Annotated in this window: 15 protein-coding genes; 4 read left to right on the forward strand and 11 right to left on the reverse strand. The window is 32.6% G+C overall.

Annotated elements, in window-relative coordinates; all coding sequences use genetic code 11:
- Positions 1-64 precede the first annotated feature (64 nt).
- Positions 65-1,099 (forward strand): aldo/keto reductase, encoded by a 1,035-nt coding sequence (locus B0A78_RS02730; RefSeq protein WP_014166722.1) that lies wholly within the window; start codon positions 65-67, stop codon positions 1,097-1,099.
- Positions 1,100-1,223: 124 nt separating this feature from the next.
- Here the strand turns inward: B0A78_RS02730 and B0A78_RS02735 are convergent, their stop codons facing one another.
- The 8 genes from B0A78_RS02735 to panC all read right to left on the reverse strand — a co-directional run bounded on the left by B0A78_RS02735 (position 1,224) and on the right by panC (position 10,365).
- On the reverse strand, positions 1,224-2,846 hold the full coding sequence (locus B0A78_RS02735; RefSeq protein WP_014166723.1) for a DUF4139 domain-containing protein: 1,623 nt from the start codon (positions 2,844-2,846) through the stop codon (positions 1,224-1,226).
- Positions 2,847-2,911: 65 nt separating this feature from the next.
- Entirely contained in the window at positions 2,912-4,879 is a 1,968-nt protein-coding gene (locus B0A78_RS02740; protein WP_065213805.1) for a transglycosylase domain-containing protein, read from the reverse strand.
- An 8-nt stretch (positions 4,880-4,887) separates the two neighbouring features.
- A complete protein-coding gene (locus B0A78_RS02745) occupies positions 4,888-5,403 on the reverse strand; it encodes a hypothetical protein (protein WP_065213804.1) in 516 nt (171 codons plus the stop codon).
- Between the two features lie 11 nt (positions 5,404-5,414).
- Positions 5,415-6,776, reverse strand: a complete 1,362-nt coding sequence (radA, locus tag B0A78_RS02750) for a DNA repair protein RadA (protein ID WP_065213803.1) — start codon at positions 6,774-6,776, stop codon at positions 5,415-5,417.
- Between the two features lie 6 nt (positions 6,777-6,782).
- Entirely contained in the window at positions 6,783-8,048 is a 1,266-nt protein-coding gene (locus B0A78_RS02755; RefSeq protein WP_014166727.1) for an alpha/beta hydrolase, read from the reverse strand.
- Positions 8,049-8,187: 139 nt separating this feature from the next.
- Positions 8,188-9,177, reverse strand: a complete 990-nt coding sequence (locus tag B0A78_RS02760) for a lysylphosphatidylglycerol synthase transmembrane domain-containing protein (protein ID WP_014166728.1) — start codon at positions 9,175-9,177, stop codon at positions 8,188-8,190.
- Positions 9,152-9,502: an aspartate 1-decarboxylase gene (panD, locus tag B0A78_RS02765; RefSeq protein WP_014166729.1), complete on the reverse strand. Its 351-nt coding sequence runs from the start codon at positions 9,500-9,502 to the stop codon at positions 9,152-9,154. The genes B0A78_RS02760 and panD overlap by 26 nt, the downstream gene beginning before the upstream one ends.
- A gap of 14 nt (positions 9,503-9,516) precedes the next feature.
- Entirely contained in the window at positions 9,517-10,365 is an 849-nt protein-coding gene (panC, locus tag B0A78_RS02770) for a pantoate--beta-alanine ligase (protein ID WP_065213801.1), read from the reverse strand.
- 107 nt (positions 10,366-10,472) lie between these two features.
- On the opposite strand from panC, the gene B0A78_RS02775 reads away from it, so the two are divergent.
- Genes B0A78_RS02775 through glmS form a run of 3 tightly spaced genes read left to right on the forward strand, consistent with a single transcriptional unit; the run spans position 10,473 to position 14,770 of the window.
- Positions 10,473-11,282 (forward strand): glycogen/starch synthase, encoded by an 810-nt coding sequence (locus tag B0A78_RS02775; protein WP_014166731.1) that lies wholly within the window; start codon positions 10,473-10,475, stop codon positions 11,280-11,282.
- 4 nt (positions 11,283-11,286) lie between these two features.
- Complete coding sequence (locus tag B0A78_RS02780) at positions 11,287-12,921, forward strand: DUF4270 domain-containing protein (protein ID WP_014166732.1); 1,635 nt, start codon at positions 11,287-11,289, stop codon at positions 12,919-12,921.
- A 1-nt stretch (position 12,922) separates the two neighbouring features.
- Positions 12,923-14,770: a glutamine--fructose-6-phosphate transaminase (isomerizing) gene (glmS, locus tag B0A78_RS02785; protein ID WP_014166733.1), complete on the forward strand. Its 1,848-nt coding sequence runs from the start codon at positions 12,923-12,925 to the stop codon at positions 14,768-14,770.
- Between the two features lie 63 nt (positions 14,771-14,833).
- On the opposite strand, the gene B0A78_RS02790 is transcribed toward glmS, so the two are convergent.
- From B0A78_RS02790 to tyrS, 3 genes are all read right to left on the reverse strand, one after another.
- Positions 14,834-16,750: a S9 family peptidase gene (locus B0A78_RS02790; protein ID WP_014166734.1), complete on the reverse strand. Its 1,917-nt coding sequence runs from the start codon at positions 16,748-16,750 to the stop codon at positions 14,834-14,836.
- Between the two features lie 95 nt (positions 16,751-16,845).
- The gene (locus tag B0A78_RS02795; RefSeq protein WP_097609340.1) at positions 16,846-20,076 is read right to left on the reverse strand and encodes a reprolysin-like metallopeptidase; all 3,231 of its coding nucleotides are present in this window, start codon (positions 20,074-20,076) and stop codon (positions 16,846-16,848) included.
- A gap of 204 nt (positions 20,077-20,280) precedes the next feature.
- Positions 20,281-21,591 (reverse strand): tyrosine--tRNA ligase, encoded by a 1,311-nt coding sequence (tyrS, locus tag B0A78_RS02800; protein ID WP_065213798.1) that lies wholly within the window; start codon positions 21,589-21,591, stop codon positions 20,281-20,283.
- Positions 21,592-21,773 lie beyond the last annotated feature (182 nt).

Below are 21,773 nucleotides of genomic sequence, written 5' to 3' on the forward strand. Positions count from 1 at the left end.
AAAAAGATAACCTTTTAAATTTTATAACACACCTTTTAGGTTAAATAAATTAAAAATTTCATAGATGAAATATATCAAATTGCCTCACACTGAATTAGAAGTGAGTGATATTTGTTTAGGAACAATGACTTTTGGGAATCAAAATTCAGAATCAGAGGCACATATTCAAATGGATTATGCTTTTGAAAGAGGAATTAATTTTTTTGATACTGCCGAAATGTACCCAATAGGAGGAAATGCACAGCTATTTGGCAATACAGAACGTTATATTGGAAGTTGGTTCAAAAAAAAAGGGAAGCGTGATCAAGTTATTTTAGCAACCAAGATTGCAGGGCCTAACAGAGGGTTAGATTATATTCGTCAACCATTAGATTTTTCAAAAAAAAGTTTGCATGAAGCAGTTGATTTAAGCTTAAAAAATTTGCAAACAGATTATATAGACCTTTACCAAATGCACTGGCCAGAAAGAGTTATGAATATGTTTGGTAAAAGAGGTATGACCGAAATTGATGACCAATGGAAAGACTCTATTTTTGAGATATTAACCATTTTTGATGGTTTGATAAAAGAGGGAAAAATTAGAAGCATAGGTGTTTCTAATGAAAACCCTTGGGGAGTTATGCGTTATCTTATAGAAGCAGAAAAACATAATTTGCCTAGAATAGCCAGTATACAAAATCCTTATTCCTTATTAAATAGACTTTTTGAAGTAGGACTTTCAGAAATTTGTATGCGTGAAAATTTAGCTTTACTAGCTTATTCACCATTAGCCTTTGGATTCCTTACAGGTAAATATTTAGATGGGACTCCTGCCGATTCAAGGATGGGAAAATTTCCTAACTTTATTCGTTATACTAACGAAAACTGTTATAAGGTAACCCCTAAATACCAAGAATTGGCCCATAGCTTAGGACTTACTTTAACAGAGTTATCTATAGCCTTTGTACATCATCAACCTTTTGTAACTTCTACCATAATAGGAGCAACTTCATTAGATCAATTAGAAGAGAATATCAATGCTTTTGAGGTTCGACTTACTGATGAGGTAATAAAAGAGGTTAATAAAATACAAGAATTACATCCTAATCCAGCACCATAAAAAGGGTGTATAAATCATTAAGGCTATCCCAAAAAAGTATTTAAAGTATCAATTAAAAAAGATTTATTCTATTTTTTTGACTCAATAAAAGCGTTATAGTATTTGGGATAGCCTTTTTACAAAATTATAAATTACTTATTATCTTATCTTTAGGATATTTAACAATATAACGTATTCGTATTTTTTGAATTTCGTTAGGTTTTAATTGAAGATCCCATGTTAAAATTCCTGTTTCTGGATTTACTTTTGCTCCATTTTTTTCTGTAAGTTCAATTTCTATTTCTTTGTCAGTTGAAAGAGGGTATTGATCTTTTAGAAGCATGTAAATAGTTTCTTTTTTATTGTTTTTAATGACAATATCATAGGTAAATGTTTGTTCTTTTTTAGAAGATAAAAAGCGTACACCTGATAGATCCATTACTTTTTCTCTTTTAATAGATACCTTTTTGTCTCGTCCCATACTTAGGTTAAGTGTATCTGATGTTTGATTCGGATTAATAAAAGTTTTTCCGACATATAAACCTTCGAAAATAATATTTGCCTCGCCTGCTAACAGGTTGTATTTTGTATAATCTTTTATTTCAGCCATTAAAAAGGCTTCTTTTTCTATTTTTGGTGCAGCATAGTATTTAAACGAAGCAGGTATTTTAAAATCTTTTAGCGAAACACTATGAGCTTTACCATTAGATAAAATGTCATACGGAATGTCTATTTCAAAAGAAGTCTGTAATTGATTTTCTACAATATTTGTGTAATTGCTTATAGAAGAAGGAGCGGCTAGAGCTGATTCCGCTTCTATTGTATTTATTTGCCCCCCAGCTACTCGACTTTGTAATTGATTCATGACTCCTTTTTTTTGTTGGGATCCATAACTAGGATATCCATAGGTAAGAAACCAGCTATTTAGGATCGGAGCCTGATTATTTTGATTGGGATTTCCAGAAGATAATGTGAGTTTTATTTTTTTCCAATCAAGTCCAGTACTTTGATAAACTTGTGCTTTGTAAATCAAGTTAATATTATCTTTTATATTTTCTGTACGAAGATCATAAAAAGGAATCCAACTAGCATTGGGTGTTATATATGAAATTTCTAGAGGAATATTTCCCGCTGAAGTATTCATAAGTTGTAAAACCAATTTACCTGTTGTGGTTTTTTCGTTTTTTAAATTGTTGGTTTCAAGTTTAGTATTCAAATGATTCAATCGTTCGAGTAACTTTTTTTCTCTTTCTTCAAGAATATTAATGGTGTTACTAGTTTCGGTTCGTTTTAATTTGTAATACTCAACCATTTTGGAAAGTTCTAGAACACTCAAACCTGAATTTTGACCAAAAACTTGTTGGTTTTTATCTAAAAGCTCAATTGTTTTTTGTTCTGAAACTCGAATATTTGTTACTTTATTTAGTTCTTTTTTGAGTAATGAGATACTATCTTTTACTCTTTTTATTTCAGGAGAACTTTCGTTTGTATCGTACTCCGAAATATAATCATTAGTAAATTGTATAGATAGAATAGTAACGTGAGATGGGGTGCTTATTTGAATTGAATTTTCATTTAAATAATTCGCTACGTTTTTAACCACGACCTCATGAGTACCATTGGTTAAAGGAATATTAGCTTGTTGTATTATTTCAGCTGAATTGAAATAAACCGTTGCTTCTTTTGTTTTTGCTTGGGTAAAAATAGGATTTTGTGCCCAAGCAAAAACAGAGGTCAATAAAATGAATTTTATAAGAATCTTTTGCATAATATGAAAGTTTATACTTTATAAGAGTACAATTTAGTGCAAAAGCTTGAAAATTAAATAAAAAACTATTGAAAAATCTTTTTTTCAATAATTGTCAAACTATCCAAACGAGTTGTGTCTTTTGGTATTTTAATACGTAATAAATTTCTTGCTTTTCCTGATATATATATAGGAACGGATTGCCCAATGGTATCATCAGGAGTGATTAAACCTCTTTTTAACATTAGATTTTTTATGAATCTTTGATGTTTTTCAGTACCTGATTTTTGTTTTCCCATTTCATTAAATTGATACATAAACTTTTTAGGTTTAGGAACTATAGAAGCTAGAAACAAACACTCGTTTAAGCTTAACTGTTGCGGCTTTTTCTGAAAATAAAATTCGGCTGCCTCACTTACTCCATAAATATTAGGTCCCCATTCTATGATATTAAAATAGACTTCTAGCATTCTTTGTTTAGAAGTAATTTGATTGTTCTCTAAAATATAAACTAATAATATTTCTTCTAATTTTCGAGATAATGTTTTTTCGCGAGTTAAAAAAACATTTTTTACTAATTGCATACTTATCGTACTGGCACCTCTTGCAAAACGTTTAGTACGTATATTCTTAGTAATAGATTGTTTAAAAGCTTCAGTAATAAATCCTCGGTGTCTAAAAAAAGAGGGATCTTCACTTGTTAAGACAGCATTTTTTAGATAAGAAGGAATAGAATCAAAAGGGGTGTAGTGAGGATTCGTATTCCCTATCCAAATGGGGCGTTGAGGGACTCCATTTTCAATCGCTCTGTATTCAAATTCAGAATTTAATTTTTCTAAATTAGCCTGTCCATACTTTAGAATTTGCAGGTTGTTTTTATTTAATTTACTATCAAAAATTAATTGATGTGGTTTATTACTATTTACTTGAAAGTTTAAATGATAATCAAAGTCACCATGGGCTTGCATTCCTTCAAAATGGCTAAATAGACCAGTAGGTAGTGAGGTGATAAAGTCTTGGGCTTTGATTTTTTCTAAATCTAATTTGAGTTTATAAAGTGTATCTTCGGCTGTATTGTACTCTAAATAAGGCTTTACCTTTATTTTATTAAGTCTGGCTAACGAGTTTTGACTGAGTGAAATAAAATTACTTCCTAATACAAATTGATAATCAAACTCAGCTTCTTTAACAACTACATCTTTAGAGGCTATTTTAGGATGATTAATGGTTAGGTTGTTTATAGAGGCTAATCCATTAATGGTTAATTCTCCAAAATTCATATCAATTTGATCCACTTTTAATCGAATTTTATCAAAACCTGTTTTGACTCCCCACTTTTCCTGTAAATAAGGAAGTGTTATTTGAGTTGTATCGGCTGATTGAATTAATAAATCCATTTGTTTTTTGCGAGCATTAGCATATCCTTGTAGATTCCATTTTTGAGAAAAATGATCTGTTGTAATTTGTATTTGAGTGTTTAGTTTTTCACCTTCTAAAGAAAGATCCTGCATTTGAAAAGTTAGCTTTTTATCCATATCTTGTATGCGAAGGGCTAAATTTTGTAAACGCATTTGAGTAGGGATAAGATTTAGTATTTTGGTTAAAATACGATTAGCAAGTTGTGCATAATTTCGCTTTCCAGTATTTGTTTCTTCCGATTTGTCTTTTTTTAGAAAGGCACTAAAATTGGTTCCTTTTTCGTTTTTTACTAACTGAATAAAACCTTTTTCAATTTTTAAATTTTGGAGTTGTAAATCTCCTGTGATAATTTTAAAAAGACTGATTTCCGTTTCAATCTTTTTAACAGATACTAAAGTGTCTTTATTCAAAGGAAGTATTTGAATATCTTCTAAGATAACGCTAGAGGTACCTGTAAAAGAAGCTTTACCTATTTGAAAAGTTGTTTCATAATCCGTTTTGAGTTTGTTTTGAGTTTTTAGAATAGCTTGTTCTAATAAGGTATCACGGAAAAAATACAGGATTCCTATGAACAGGATAAGTAGAACAGGTAATATTTTAATAAATAAAAATAGCCATTGTTTTTTTGTTTTCATAAATCAAGTTATTGGGGTAATGAAGCTATAAAATTTTCTATTTCTTTTTTTTGTGCTGCATATTTTTTTTGAAGAGAGCCTTCTTTTTCCATACGGTTATAATATTCTATTGCTTTGTTGGCAAAAAAAAGTTGTTGGTTGTTTGCTGGACTGGGTATTTGGGGGTAGGTTTTGTGAAAAATCATTTCATAATAGGCTTGCCATTCTCTTTCGTTTTTATCCCAGACTAAGTTATGGGGTGCTTTTTGCCCTACATGTATCATTTCATGTGTTATCAGATTGAGCATAAGTTTGAATTCAAATTCAAAAGTATTTTCAGGAATGCGTATTTTTTGAGGTTTTCCAAATTCACCTTCTGTTGTCATTAATATAAATTTAGGAGCTGCTTTCTCTCTGAGCTCAAATCCTCCAAAATTAGGATGTATAATATCAAATGTTTTAATAACGTATTCGGCAGCAGCTATAGTTTCGCCTAATTCATGATAAGTTTGTACAGTTTGGAGGATTTCACTCAATGATTTCATAGGTTTTTTGTTTATCCAAATAATTCACTGATTACATCTTCAATTTTGGCAACTAGTTTTACTGTTATTTGATGATTTTTCAATGATATTTTGCTATATTTAGATACAAATATGGTTGAAAAACCAAGTTTTTCCGCTTCTTGTATTCGTTGATCAATTCTATTAACGGGGCGTATTTCTCCTGATAATCCTACTTCGCCTGCAAAACACATATCTTTTCCTACGGGAATATCTTCGTTAGAAGAAAGTATGGCGGCTACAACTGCTAGGTCAATGGCTGGATCATCTACTGTAATCCCGCCTGTAATATTTAAAAAAACGTCTTTAGACCCTAATCGGAAGCCTGCTCTTTTTTCTAAAACAGCAAGTATCATATTGAGTCTTTTGGCATTATAACCCGTAGTGCTTCTTTGAGGTGTTCCATATACGGCTGTAGAAACGAGTGCTTGTATTTCAATCATTAGAGGGCGCATACCTTCCATGGTTGTGGCTATAGCGGTGCCTGATAATTCTTCATCCTTATGAGATATTAGTATTTCAGAAGGATTACTAACCTCTCTAAGTCCTGATCCAAGCATTTCATAAATACCCAATTCGGATGTAGAACCAAAACGGTTTTTGAGCGATCGTAAAATGCGATAAATATGATTTCGATCTCCTTCAAACTGCAATACGGTATCTACCATGTGTTCTAAGATCTTTGGTCCTGCAATGGTGCCATCCTTTGTTATATGACCAATTAGAATGACAGGGGTATTGGTTTCTTTAGCAAATTTAATAAGCTCTGCCGTACATTCTTTAATTTGAGAAATACTGCCTGCTGAGGATTCTATATAATCCGTTTGTAAAGTTTGTATGGAATCTATTATAACCACATCGGGTTCAATCGTTTCAATTTGTCTAAAAATGTTTTGAGTTTTGGTTTCTGTTAATATATAACAGTTATCATTTTTGGTAGTAATTCGTTCTGCTCGCATTTTTATTTGTTTCTGGCTTTCTTCACCTGAAACATATAGCGTTTTATAAGGTAACTTAAGAGATATTTGAAGCAATAAAGTACTCTTTCCAATGCCAGGTTCACCTCCTAATAAGGTTAGTGAACCTGGAACTAATCCGCCACCTAAAACGCGGTTTAATTCTCCATCAGTTGTGTTCATTCGGATTTCTTCCGTAGAATTAATTTCATGAACTAAAAGGGGCTTTGGAGCTCTTTTATGAGTAGGAGACTCGGTTTTCCAAGTCACTTTTTCTTCTTTTTGAACTATTTCTTCAACTAGAGTATTCCATTCTTTACAAGAGGTACACTGTCCTTGCCATTTAGCAAACTGACTGCCGCAGCTTTGACAAAAAAAAGAGGTTTTTATTTTGGCCATTGGGTATTAATTCTCTTTTTTATTTTCTTCTTTTAGTGGTTCTGTTGAGGTTTCAGAAGGCGTTTCTAAAATGTTTTCTTCTGTTTTTTGATCTTTTGCTTTACCCCCTTTCATTTTATTCTTTTTAGGAAGTTTAGTTTTAAGTTCTTCCGCTTTATTCATCATGAAGTCCTTGGTAATGTCTCCAATCTCTGTTTTATTAAAAGAATCTTGATAAAATTTTAAGGCTTTTTTTATTTCCCCTCTTTTTTCCCAATACATCCCCATGTGGTACTCATACAACATAGTTTTTTCATATTGTTGACCTGAAATCTGAGCCAAAAGTTCGTATTCATACCAAGCTTCATTTTTCTTAATAGCGGTTTCAATAGCCCTCATATCGTTAAAACGTATGTTCGTTTTTAGTCCTAATGATTTTTCTATTGCCTCATATTTTTTGTTAAGATAATCTACAAAACCTTCTTTTAAAGGACTGATTTTATCTTGATATTCCATAGCGGTAATAGGTTGGTATATTTCAAAAAATTGGTAAAGAGCACTTGGGACAGCATTAGGAGCTATTCCGTAATGAGCTAATTTTTTGAAGTCATCAAACTTATAATTTAAGAAGTCATTTTTGATGGTTTGTATGTTTTGATCTAATATTTTAATGTTTTTTTGAAATTTTTTCAAGTCCCCATCAGAAGTAGCTTGATAGTAAAAAAGAGGTTTTTTAGTTTCTGATAGTCTTTGTGCTACGATTCCTTCCATTCCGTTTGCAAGTTCAGGACTTATAGAAATATAACCGTCGAACAAAGGGTTTTCTTTATATAAAAATGCATTTAAAAAACCAGCAGTAACATCCATACCTGCAATTATACGAAAAGGGGCTAATCGGTATTTTTTTTCTAAATGAGGTAAAAGTTCAGTGCCTATAAATTCAAAAAAATCAGCACCCTTCTTTGTTGGTAAACCTTCTGCTGGATCAAATTGTGAATCATCATAACGTTCATTGTTTTTGTTTTGATTAATTCCAACTAATATTACTTCTGGTAGATCATCCCAATAATTACCATATTGTAAAGTACTTTCAAAAGAAGTAAATAAAAACTCAGCATCAAGGACTAATATCATAGGATAAGTGCGTTTTGGATTAGATCCGTAAGAAGCAGGTAGTTTAACTATAATGTCTCTTTTTGTGTTAAGTTTTGTTGAAAAAAAATGGTCTACAGTTGTTTGAGAAAACAAAGATAACGAGCAAAAGAAGGCAAGTGCCCATATAAAATTTTTCATATATGTGTGAGTTTATTTATAATAGAATCATCTATAGGAACCTTGTTTAATTAAATCTTTCTATTTACTTATGTAAATAGATATTGGTGGCTAGATCTTATAGTAAATATCTATTAAGTTGGTGAAGCAAGTTACTAAATTATTTTTTTTTAGTAACGATTGGTAAAACAGAAAATGAAAAGATACCCAAAAGAATTGTAATTAAAAGCTGAGAGGTCCAAACAATCCACCCAAAAGCGTTTCCTGCTTCTATAGGAATTTTATACAATACTAAAATTTTTGCTATTAAAACGGGGAAAAAGCCAAATCCTCCGTTGGTAAATGACATAGTTAATCCTCCTATGACAAAAGCCACAAGTATCGTTCCAAAATTAATAGAGCTAGTCGCTTCTAGTGCAAATACTGTGATATAAAACATTAATACGTACGAAAACCATATTAAGAATGTAAAAAACAAGTAATTCCATTTATTAGGCATATATAATAAACTGAAAATCCCTTCTTTTAAACCTGCTATTTTTGACTTAAAAAGTAGGATATACTTCCAATTAGAAAAGCTATAAATAAGTATAAAACTTATTCCTGCTATTAAACCGATAATTAAAAGTAGGATTAGTTTTTCTATAGGAATATAGGTGAGCAAAAAACTTTTTAGCGTATCTATTTCTAGTACTAAGGCACTAAATACAAATAATAAAAGAAAAATTAGATCAACAATTCGTTCTGCTATGATCGTTCCAAAAGCTTTGTCAAAAGGAACATCTTGGTATTTTTTTAGCAGTAGTGCTCTAGAAAATTCGCCAGATCGTGGTATTGTTAAATTTACAAAATAGCCTATACAAACAGCTAAGAAATTAAGCTTAAAATTGGGTTGTACGCCTATTTCTTGTAGTGCATATTTCCACCGATAAGCTCTGAATAGGCAGCCTAAAATGGCAATAAATAAAGAAATTGTAACAAAGCTATAGTTGGCTGTAGTAAAATACAATTTCATTTGAGCAATTTGCCTTTCTGTAAAAGAATTATACGTATAGTAAGTCAGTCCAGCACCTAATAGTAATGGAATAATCAAACTGGCGTAAGAGCGTAACTTACTACTCACGTTATTGTAATGAATTGTTTTCTTCATTAGGGAATACAATAGAAGGTTTGAAGTTTTTGGCTTCACTGATTTCTATGCTCCCATACGAAATAATAATAATAATATCTCCTTGGTGTACTTTGCGTGCAGCAGGACCATTTAATGTAATTTCACCACTGTTTTTAGGGCCTTTGATGGCATAAGTTTCTAAGCGTTCTCCATTGTTAACATTAACAATAGATACTTTTTCACCTTCAAAAATATTTGCGGCTTCCATTAAGACTTCGTCAATAGTTATACTTCCGATATAATTCAAATCGGCACCCGTTACTTTAACTCGGTGGATTTTTGATTTTACAACTTCAATTCGCATGGTACAAAATTATATTATTTTAATGAAATGTTATCAATTAAACGTATATTGTTTACAAAAACAGCTATAAAAGCGCGATAAATCTTGTTCGGTAATTTTTCTGTGCAGGTTTTTAAAGTTTCTTCTTCTGCTATTTCAAAGTATTCTAAATCAAATAAGGATTGTTTTGAAAATTCCTCTTGAACCCATTTTGTTAAACTTTCAGGGGATTGATTATGGAAATTGTTTTTGACAGTAGTTAGCGTTTTAAAAATAAAGGAGGCTTCTGTTTTTTGTTGTGGAGATAAACGCTGATTTCTTGAACTCATTGCCAGTCCATTCGCTTCTCGATAAATAGCACAACCCACAATGTTGACAGGAATGTTGTAGTTTTTGACTAATTTTTTAACAATTTGTAATTGTTGGAAATCTTTTTCTCCAAAATAAGCATTTGTAGGATTGATGATTTCAAATAATTTTTTGACAATAGTCCCAACACCGTCAAAATGACCAGGCCTGTGCTTGCCTTCCATTTCAAACTCTAAGCCATCATACTCAAAATGAGTTGATACCGTATTGCCTTCATATATATCGTCAATATTTGGGGCATAAACTATAACGTTAGAATGAACAGTGTTAATTTTGCTTAAGTCCTCTTCTAGCGTTCGTGGATATTTGTCAAGATCTTCCTGGTTGTTAAATTGGGTTGGATTTACGAAAATACTCACAACTGCAAGATCGTTATCTGTTAAAGCTTCTTCTATTAACGACAAGTGTCCTTGGTGTAAAGCTCCCATAGTAGGAACAAAACCAATTGTCTTTTTTGGATCTAAAAAAGTATCTAAATGTCTTTTTAATTCGCTTTTTTGGGTAAATAAAGGCATATAAAATTCTTAAAATAAGTGCAAAATTACTATTTTAGTCGTTATCTCCGTAAAAATTTGTAATTTTGCGTGGATTTGTGTCCAATAAACAAAACAGTAAAGTAAAGATGGAGGATAAAAGGATATTGTATGTGTCATCCGAATTAGTGCCCTATTTGCCTGAAAATGAGGTGTCTTTGATGTCATTTGATTTGCCGAAAATGATTAACGACCAGGGTGGGCAGATTAGAATTTTTATGCCACGTTATGGAAATGTAAATGAAAGAAGGCATCAATTACATGAAGTAATTCGACTTTCAGGAATGAATTTAGTGGTAAATGATGTCGATATGCCTCTGATTATAAAAGTTGCTTCTATACCCAAAGAACGTATTCAGGTATACTTTATAGATAATGATGAATATTTTAAACGCAAGTCTACTTTTACGGATGAAGAAGGCGTGTTGTTTGAAGATAATGATGAGCGCGCTATTTTTTTTGCAAAAGGAGTAATTGAAACAGTAAAAAAATTAAATTGGGTTCCAGATATTATCCATGTTCAAGGATGGATGGCCTCTTTATTGCCTATTTATATGAAGCATTATTATAAAGATGATGCGTTATTTTCAGAAACAAAAATAGTTACATCTATTTTTCAGGAGGGCTATGAAGGGATATTAGACGCTCAAATTTCAAAAAAAATTCAATTTGATGGGGTGCCAAAAGAGGCGATTCAAGAATTGGATAATCCAACGTATGAAAACTTAATGATGGTAGCTATCAACCATTCAGACGGTGTAGTAATGGGGTCAGAAGAAATATCCTTAACTTTAACAAAATTTATAGAAGCTTCTAAAAAACCTTTTTTACCTTTCGCACCTAAAGATGTATTTGCTGAGGCTTATACCGAATTTTATAAAACTCAAATATTAAGTTAATACAATGAGATTCAAAACTTTTGAGAAACTTTCAATATTTTTATTTTCAGTTTTTTTCTTATCTTGTGATCAAGATTATAATACGCTAGGCGCTGATTTAGTAGGGGATGAAACATTTGCTTTTTTAGGAGGTGAAGATAAGTCAAGTAGTGTAACTATTAATGATCTAGATCTAGGTCCAGTTCAGTCTAATAATCTTCCTATAAATCATTTAGGATTGTTGAAAAGTGATTATTTTGGAGAAACAACCGCTTCTTTTGTTACGCAATTACAATTAGAAACCGCAGAACCTGTATTTGGAACGGGTATTGAGGTGGATAGTGTGGTACTTTCGGTGCCTTATTTTAGTACTAAATTAAGTACCAATACTAATGGTAGAGGTATTTATAGATTAGATTCTATTTATACTAATACAAAAGATTATTATACAGATTTTAAGTCGGATAAATTACCCACTTTTAATTTAGAAGTCTTTCGAAATAATTTTGCTTTGAATAGTTATGATGTGAATGATATTACTAAAAACGCAAAATATTATTCCGATCAAGAAAGTATATTAAACGTAGTAGTTGGAGAAAAATTAAATAATGCTGTTAATTCAAATGAAAACACTAATTTCAAACCCAACCAAGCGGAGTTTGAAAAACCAAAAGTAGATGAACTAACACAAAAATTATTACCTATAAAATATAATCCAGAGAATATAGCAGAACGTCTTTCTCCCCGTATGCGTTTACATTTAGATAAATCTCATTTTGAAAATAGTATTATAAAGGCTGATTCAAGACATTTAATAAGTAATAGTGCCTTTGTGGATTATTATAGAGGATTGACATTTAGAGCCTCTGGAAACGGAGAGGTGATGATGGGATTAGATTTTAAGAAAGGAGATGTAACGATACATTACAAGCAAGATAAAGCTGATAATAAGGGAAAAGAAATGAAAACCTTAGTATTGAAAATGACGGGTAATACTTTAAATGTGTTAAAACATAGTAAGTCAGCGGCTTACTCAAGTGCTCTTTCGTCAGATGTACCAACAGATAACTTATTCTTAAAAGGAGGTCAAGGATCAATAGCAGAAATTAAAATAGACCAAGCTTTAATTGATGATTTGAAAAATAAAGGAGCATTGGTTAATGATGCTAGTTTGTATTTTACTGTAGATCCAAATTTTGTAAACTCGCTAAGCAGTAGTAATAAGTCATTTTATTACCTTAATCCAATGCGTTTGTACTTGTTTAATGCAGAAAAAACAAGATCATTGTTAGATTATACAAATGATATTACTAAATTAACTAATTTTCCTAAAAAGGATAAATATGTTCATGGGGGTATATTACAAAAAGTAAATGGCAAATACATGTACCGTATTCGTTTAACAGATCATATTAACCAGATTATAAATGATAAGACAGGTACGTATACAAATGTAAGGTTGGGGCTTGCTGTTGCCGAAAGTATTTATATTACTCCTGAGGCACAAGGATTATCGGCTATAAGTGCATTAAAAAACACAACAAATATTTTAAAAAGTATTCCTTCAACTACAGTAATAAGTCCTTTAGGAGTCGTTTTAGGAGGAATGCAAGGAGAGAATAGAGTTCAATTTAAAATAAGCTATACTAAACGAAATTAATATGTGTGGAATCGTAGGATATATAGGATATAGAGAAGCTTATCCTATTGTAGTAAAAGGGTTAAAAAGATTAGAATATAGAGGTTATGACAGTGCGGGTTTGGTACTGTATGATGGCGAAGACCTAAAACTATCTAAAACTAAAGGAAAAGTTTCTGATTTAGAAGAAAAATCTAAAACACAAATATCATTAAATGGTACTATCGGGATTGGTCATACACGTTGGGCTACACACGGGGTTCCAAATGATGTAAACTCACATCCTCATACTTCTAACTCTGGAGACTTAGTTATTGTTCATAATGGAATTATTGAAAATTATGAACCTTTAAAAAAAGAATTAATTAATAGAGGCTATGTTTTTCATTCAGATACGGATACGGAAGTATTAGTTAATCTGATAGAAGAAGTACAAAAACAAGAAAACATAAAATTAGGGAAAGCCGTACAAATTGCTTTAAATCAAGTAGTCGGAGCCTATGCGATTTGTGTTTTTGATAAGAAAAAACCCAATGAAATAGTAGTGGCTAGATTGGGTAGCCCTTTAGCTATTGGAGTTGCTGAAAACGAATTTTTTATAGCTTCAGATGCTTCTCCTTTTATTGAGTATACTTCTAACGCAATCTATTTAGAAGACGAAGAAATGGCAATTATCCGTTTGAAAAAAGGATTGAAAGTAAGAAAAATTAAAGATGATTCATTAGTACATCCTTATGTTCAAGAATTAAAAATGAACTTGGAACAGATTGAAAAAGGAGGCTATGATCATTTCATGTTAAAAGAAATTTACGAACAACCTAGCGTAATAAAAGATACTTATAGAGGACGTTTGCACTCTAATGAAGGAATTATTAAAATGGCTGGGGTGGAAGACAACCTAGAAAAGTTTACGAATGCAAATAGAATTCTAATTGTTGCTTGTGGTACTTCTTGGCACGCAGGCTTAGTAGCAGAATATATTTTTGAAGAGTTTGCTCGCATTCCAGTAGAAGTAGAATATGCTTCTGAGTTCCGTTATAGAAATCCTATCATTAGTGATAAAGATGTCGTAATTGCAATCTCTCAATCAGGAGAAACAGCAGATACTTTAGCAGCTATCAAGTTGGCAAAAGAAAAAGGAGCTTTTGTATTTGGTGTTTGTAACGTAGTTGGATCTTCTATTTCTAGAGAATCTCACGCTGGAGCTTATACGCATGCAGGACCAGAAATTGGGGTAGCTTCCACAAAAGCATTTACTACGCAAATTACGGTTTTAACCATGATTGCTTTACGCTTAGCTAAGGCAAAAGGAAGTTTGTCAAAATCAGATTACCATCGTTATTTATCTGAATTAGAGGCAATGCCAGAAAAAGTAGAAGAAGCGTTGTTAACGAATGAGGTTTCAAGAGAAATAGCGGAGGTTTATAAAGAAGCTACCAATTGTTTGTACTTAGGTAGAGGGTACAATTTTCCAGTGGCTTTAGAAGGTGCTTTAAAACTAAAAGAAATTTCTTATATACATGCTGAGGGCTATCCAGCAGCGGAAATGAAACATGGTCCTATCGCATTGATAGATGAACACATGCCTGTAATTGTTATTGCACCTAAACAAGGACACTATGATAAAGTGGTAAGTAATATCCAAGAAATTAAATCCCGTAGTGGTAAAATAATTGCTGTAGTGACTAAAGGAGATGAACAAGTGCGCTCTTTAGCGGATCACGTTATTGAAATTCCAGAATGTTCAGACGCTTTATCACCATTATTAACAACTATTCCTTTACAGTTATTGTCATACCATATAGCAGTACTAAGAGATTGTAATGTAGATCAGCCAAGAAACTTAGCTAAATCAGTTACAGTAGAATAATTATACGTAGTATAATAAAGTTAAAAAACGGTAGCCTTGTTTGAGGGGCTACCGCTTTTATTTTTATAGTGTTTCTTTGAGCCATTTAAAAAATTCGCGTTGCCATACCAATGCGTTTTGTGGTTTTAAAACCCAGTGGTTTTCTTCTGGAAAATGTAAAAAACGACTTTTTATTCCTTTTAATTGAGCTGCTTGAAAAGCTTCTTGACCTTGTCCTAGTGGAACTCTATAATCTTTCCCTCCTTGTATAATAAGAATAGGAGTGTTCCAGTTATTAATCAAATGGATAGGGTTAAAATCAGTATACGTTTTTTGTGCAACAATGTTATTTTTTTCCCAATAAGGACCTCCTGAATCCCAGTTGGTAAAGAATACTTCTTCTGTAGTTCCATACATACTTTGGGTATTAAAAATCCCACAGTGTGAAATAAATGTTTTAAAACGATTGTTGTGAATTCCCGCTAAATAAAATACAGAATACCCACCATAGCTTGCGCCTACGGCACCTAATCGCGTTTGGTCTACATAGGATTCTTTAGCTATATCGTCAATAGCTGATAAATAATCATCCATTACTTGACCACCCCAATCTTTGCTAATTTGTTCATTCCATTTTACACCATGACCAGGCATTCCTCTACGGTTTGGAGCAACTACTATATAGCCTTGTGATGCAATTGTTTGAAAATTCCAACGGAAAGAATAATATTGAGTTAGGGCACTTTGTGGTCCTCCTTGGCAGTATAATAGAGTAGGGTATTTTTTTGTAGAATCAAAGTTTGGTGGAAGTATAACCCAAACCAACATTTTTTTACCATCTGTAGTGGTTACGTAACGTCTCTCTGTTTTACATAAATTTAAATTATTATAGATTTCTGTATTAACATGAGTTATTTGATTCCAAGATTTGTTTTTTAAATGATAAGAATAAATTTCAGACGCATGATTGATGTCATTTCTCATCAAAAGAATTTGATCAGGTGTAGAATCTATAATTTGTGTTACGTCAAAATCACCATTAGTAATTTGTTTAACTCCAATAGCTATTTTGGTTAATCCAGGGAAGTTTACTTCAAACAATTGTTTTGTGCCATCTATAGGAGCAATAAAATAGACTTTTTTACCATCTTTACTCCATTTAAAACTCTCTACTGTTCCATCCCAGTTAGCAGTTAGGTTTATTTCAATTCCTTTATGTTTTACAATAATATCATTTTTATCAGCCTCGTAACCATCCTGTTTCATTTGTAACCAAGTAAGATCACCGTTTGGCGAAAAATCAGGGTGTGTATCATAACCCAGATTATTAGGCGTAAGATTTACAGTTTGTTTAGTTTCAATATTATATTGATATAAATTAGTGTTCGTACTAGTTGCATAAGCCGTTCCAGTCTTTTTTTTACAGACATAGATGATGTTTTTACTATCAGGAGACCAAATATAATCTTCATCCCCTCCAAATGGTTTTTGTGGAGCATCGTAAGGTTCTCCTTCCATAATGTCTATAGGTGGAGCCAAACGAACATTAGGCGCAGGTACTCCGCCAAAGAAGACATGATTGTATGTGCCGTCTCTCCAGGTATCCCAATGACGATAATCAAGACCGTCGTACACTTGAGCCTCTGATAGAGATAATTCTGGGTAAAAATCTTTTCCTAATACAGGAGTTATTTTAACTTCTTTGTCAGAAAGTAAGTACATTCCATCAGGAGAAATGTTCTTGTTTTTTATCAATTCTGTGTACTCTTTAATTTCATTGGCATTACCACCTGTAATAGGAATGGTATAAAATTTACTAATAGATTTGTTTTCCTCAATAGATGGGGTAGCTACTTTATAAATAATATTTTTTCCATCTTTTGATACTCCAAGAGGTGTTACACGACCCAATTTCCACAACAAATCGGGAGTCATGGTGTTTTGTGCGATTCCAGAATTAATACTCATAAGCGTTACGCTTAATAGCGCTAGTTTTTTCATTTTTGATCTTTTTTGCTAAAATAATGATTTTATTTACAAAAAAAGCTACCTCTAGGAGATAGCTTTTTGGTTGGGGGTTGGGTTAATTATCAAAGTTATTCTTTGATAAAGCGTTTAGTAACAGTTGAATGTGAGTCAGAAACTTCTAATATGTAGCTTCCAGCTTTACAATTGGTTACATTGATTTGTTCATTGTTTATTTTTCCTTCTAAAACGGTTTGTCCAACTAAGTTGTATACTTTATAAGTTGCCATTTCAGAAACACCTTTAATTGTAAGTGTTTCAGAAGATGGAATAGGGAATACGGTAATTTCAAAATTTGAAATACCATTTTCATTCTTTTCATTTTCTTTTGCAGTAGAAGTAATATTCATTGTATAGTCTTCTACTTGGCCATAAGAAAAAGTTTCACATGAAGTAGGAATTCCATTGTATTTCATAGAAATTCTCATTCTTGTTGCTCCTAAAGTTGCAGTGGTTGGAATTGTAAATGTACCAGAAACAGAGGTTGTAGTAGAAGGAGCTTTAGTCCAAACACTTTCACCTGAATCTGTAAAATCACCATCCTGGTTATAATCAATAAAAAGAGAATAACCTTCAGGATAAGCAGTCGATTTCCATGATGGGGTAATTGTTATCGTTTGAGTTGAACCTCTTACTGCTGAAGTAGATAGCATTGTAAAGTTTTCATAACCAACAGTGCTAGTAGAAGCATTATTGATTGTTCCAATTACAACTTTTCCTATTTTTTCATCAGCAGTACTATTGCCTTTTGATGTGCAATAATTGAGTGTATTAGATAGTGTAGTTGCATTGACAACATTGCTTGCAATAGAAATATTACCAGCTGCATCTTTAGCTTTAACTGTAAAAGAATAGGTTGTAGAAGGTGCTAAGCCTGTTACATTATAAGTTGTGGATGTGATGGAGCCTAATAAGGTGGTTCCTGAATACACATCATATCCTGTAATTCCTACATTGTCAGAAGCGCCACTCCAAGATAAGTTAGTTGAATTAGATGTTGTACCAGATGCACTTAAGACTGGAGATGTTGGAGCAACTGTATCAACTACAGGAGTTAAAGTTGTTACACTAATAATATTACTTGCAATAGAAATATTACCAGCTGCATCTTTAGCTTTAACTGTAAAAGAATAGGTTGTAGAAGGTGTTAGGCCTGTTACATTATAAGTTGTGGATGTGATGGAACCTAATAAGGTGGTTCCTGAATACACGTCATATCCTGTAATTCCTACATTATCAGAAGCACCACTCCAAGACAAGTTAGTAGAAGAAGTTGTTGTACCAGATGCGCTTAAGGCAGGAGCTGTTGGGGGTATTGTATCAGATGAACCCGCAGTTACAGTAATATTAGCATTATTAATATCAAAAAAGATATGATTAGAACCTTTTACCATAATTCTACCTGTAGGAGTAGGGGTATTAGGAATAGTTATACTTTCTGTTCCATCATTAGGAGTTCCAGCTAATAAAGTTGTCCAAGTTGCACCGTTATTTGTTGACCATAAAATATCCACATTAGAGCAGTTAACGCCATTTGCAGTAGTACCTGCTACATTCCAAGTTATTAATTGAGAAGTGCCTCCTGTGTAAGATGTAGCAATTCCTTGTGATGTAATAGCAAAAGGACCTGCGGTTCCATTTACTGTAACAATCATGTCATCGGAATTATTAGCAGAACCACCAGCTCTATTGTCGCGAACGGTAAAGCGGAAGTTAATGGTTCTTGCAACAGATGGTAAGGCTTCTACTAAAATATCCATACCTTGAGTAGTGGTTGATCCTGTTAGAACTGAAGCCATTTGAGGAAAATACCTCGAAGGAGAATTCGTTGGGTTATATGATCTAAATATAGGACCAGAAGGTTTGGTAGCACTAGCAGCAGAGCTTGTTCCAGTTTGTGTTGAAGTAGCATTATCAAATTGTTCCCAAATATAGGTTAAAGCATCTCCATCAGCATCAGTACCTGTTCCTGTAAGTATAAACGGAGTGCTTTTAGGAATCGTAAAGTCTAAACCTGCATTTGCAGTAGGTATAGCGTTGCCAGTTGCAGTATTTACAGAACAAGCCTTATTTTTTATGTTATTTGTTACTTGTTGAATGCTATAGGCATGAAAATAGGCATCTGAATTTCGTTGTACATCTTGAGGAGTAATACCTGCGTATCCCATAATTGTAGATCCAGAACCAGGCTCCATATTAGCTCCTGTTCTTTCACTGCTATAAGAATGTGTGTGGTTAGCACCAAATTGATGCCCTAACTCATGAGCAACATAGTCAATGTCAAAAGTATCACCAGCAGGGATACCGTTAGAAGGGGAAGTATAACCAGAGCCTTTATTTTTATCAGTTTTGCTAGAAGTATCATCTACACAAATGCAACCAATACAACCGGCATTGCCACCACCGCCTGAAGCTCCAAAAAGATGACCTACGTCGTAAGCAGCATTGCCAATAGTATTAGTTAGGTTGTTTTGTAATTCCGTATTCCAAGCACCGTTTGTGCCTGTGGATGCTGCTGAATAGGGATCTGTAGAGGCATTGGTATAGATAAGGACATCATTGTTAGCAATTAAATTCATTCGAATATTGAAATCTTTTTCAAATACGCCATTTATACGGGTCATTGTTGCATTCATAGCAGCCAATGCTTGTGCTCTAGTTCCTCCAAAATAAGTCGTATATTCTCCTGTTACGGATAGTGCCAATCGAAAAGTTCTTAAGGTCGCATCATCCGCATTAGGACGCAAATTTGTAGCCGTAGTTTTTAGGTTAGGCTCTATCTTGTCAAGTATCTTGCATTCAAAAGAACTTAAATTTTGTTTTTTATCTGCTTTTTTATACACAGAATAAGTTTTTAGATCTTTTGAATAGGGTTCAATAAAAGAGGCTGATTTTCCAGCGTTTAATGTCATAGACTTAAATCCTAAAGGAGATATACTAAAATAGGCAGTTGAAGTTGGATTGTCAATGCCTATTCCTATATAGGATCGGATTTGAGGATATTTAGCTTGCAAAGCAGGATCCATATTAGAATTTTCATAAACTCTAAAATTTTCTAAATTGCCTTCAGAGTTAGGAAGTGATATAATTGTTGCTGAAGTAGAACGACTAAATCGATTAGGTGATTTTGCTAATTGCTCTTTGATTAAATCGACATTTAAATCAAATAAATTTTTTTCAGGAAGTTGAATTTTGCTTTCTAGTAGATTCTTTTGATTGGCGTTTGCACGTTTCCATAAGCCATCTTGAGCCAATAGAACCCCCGTTGCCATTAAGGCAATTGAAAGTAGCTTCTTTTTCATTTTGTTGGTTGGTTGGTGTTAATAATGGCTGCGAATATATTTATATTTTTTCAATAAAATAAAATAATTTGTAACAAAATGAATTAAAAAAACAGTTTAAAATAAGTAAAGTATAATTAATTGCTGAAATGCTTATAAATACTGGTTTTTTTTAAATAAAAAAAACCGCTTGTTTAAAGCGGTTTTTTGTGTTAAATTGTATTTTTAGTTAATTTTTATAACAAAATAGTTTTTTTTACCTCTTTGAAGTAATACGAATTCATTGTTGATGAGATCTTTTGTTTGAAGAATAAATTCTTCGTTTACTTTTTCTCTGTTAACAGAGATAGAATTTTCAGTTAATGCTCTACGTGCTTCACCATTTGATTTTAAAAAACTTGTTTTAGCGTTAAGTACATCTACAATATTGATTCCTTCCTCGATAGCTTCTCTTGAAATGGTTGCTTGGGGGACTCCCTCAAATGCTTCTAAAAAAGTTTCTGAGTCTACATTTTTTAAATCCTCAGAAGTAGAATTCCCAAAAAGAATATGAGAAGCGGCAACGGCTTTTTCTAAATCTTTTTTGCTATGAACAAAAGTTGTTACTTCCTCTGCTAATTTGCGTTGTAAAACTCTTAAATGAGGTGCCTGACGGTGTTCTTCAATTAGCGTGTCTATTACCTCTTTATCTAAGAAAGTAAATATTTTGATGTATTTTTCCGCGTCTATGTCTGTAGTGTTTAACCAAAATTGGTAAAATTTATATACAGAGGTTTTATCGGCTGTTAACCATACGTTACCACTTTCTGTTTTACCAAATTTTGATCCATCTGCCTTAGTAATTAAAGGGCAAGTTAAGGCATACGCTTTAGCACCTTCTTCTTCGGTATCTACATTCATTCTACGAACTAACTCAGTACCAGTGGTAATGTTCCCCCATTGGTCGCTACCCCCCATTTGTAGTTTACATCCGTATGTTTTGTGTAAGTGGTAAAAATCGTATCCTTGAATTAATTGGTAGGTAAATTCTGTAAACGACATGCCATCGCCTGCTTCGCCTGAAAGGCGTTTTTTTACAGAATCTTTAGCCATCATATAGTTAACGGTAATTCGTTTTCCTACATTTCGAGCAAAATCTATGAAAGAAAATGTTTTCATCCAATCATAGTTGTTTACTAGTACAGGTGCATTATGATCGGTAGCATCAAAATCAAGAAATTTTGATAAAACAGTCTTAATACCTTCTACATTTTTAGAAAGACTTTCCTCATCTAATAAATTACGTTCATTGCTTTTTCCTGAAGGATCTCCAATCATTCCGGTAGCACCTCCTACTAAAGCAAAAGGTTTGTGTCCAAAGTTTCGAAGGTGAACTAACAAAATAATAGGAACTAAACTTCCTATATGCAGCGAGTCAGATGTTGGATCAAACCCTATATATGTTGCCGTGCTTTCTTTTAACAATTGTTCTTCTGTTCCTGGCATCATATCGTGTACCAGTCCACGCCATTGTAATTCAGCAATTATGTTTTTCATTATTCAAAAAATTTTTGCAAAGATAAGTTTTTAGTTTTTAGATTTTAGAACTCCTATATCAGATTTTTAATAAGCTCAGGGTATTCTAAAAAGAAGTGTTAATGTTTAGGTTGTTTACTCCAACACTATAGGGGAGGCAATGAATTTTTGGTGTTTTTTAGATGTGTGCGAATTTTTTTTCA

Origin of the sequence: Flavobacterium columnare NBRC 100251 = ATCC 23463 (genome assembly GCF_002530675.1) — a bacterium.
GTDB classification, from domain to species: Bacteria; Bacteroidota; Bacteroidia; order Flavobacteriales; family Flavobacteriaceae; genus Flavobacterium; species Flavobacterium columnare.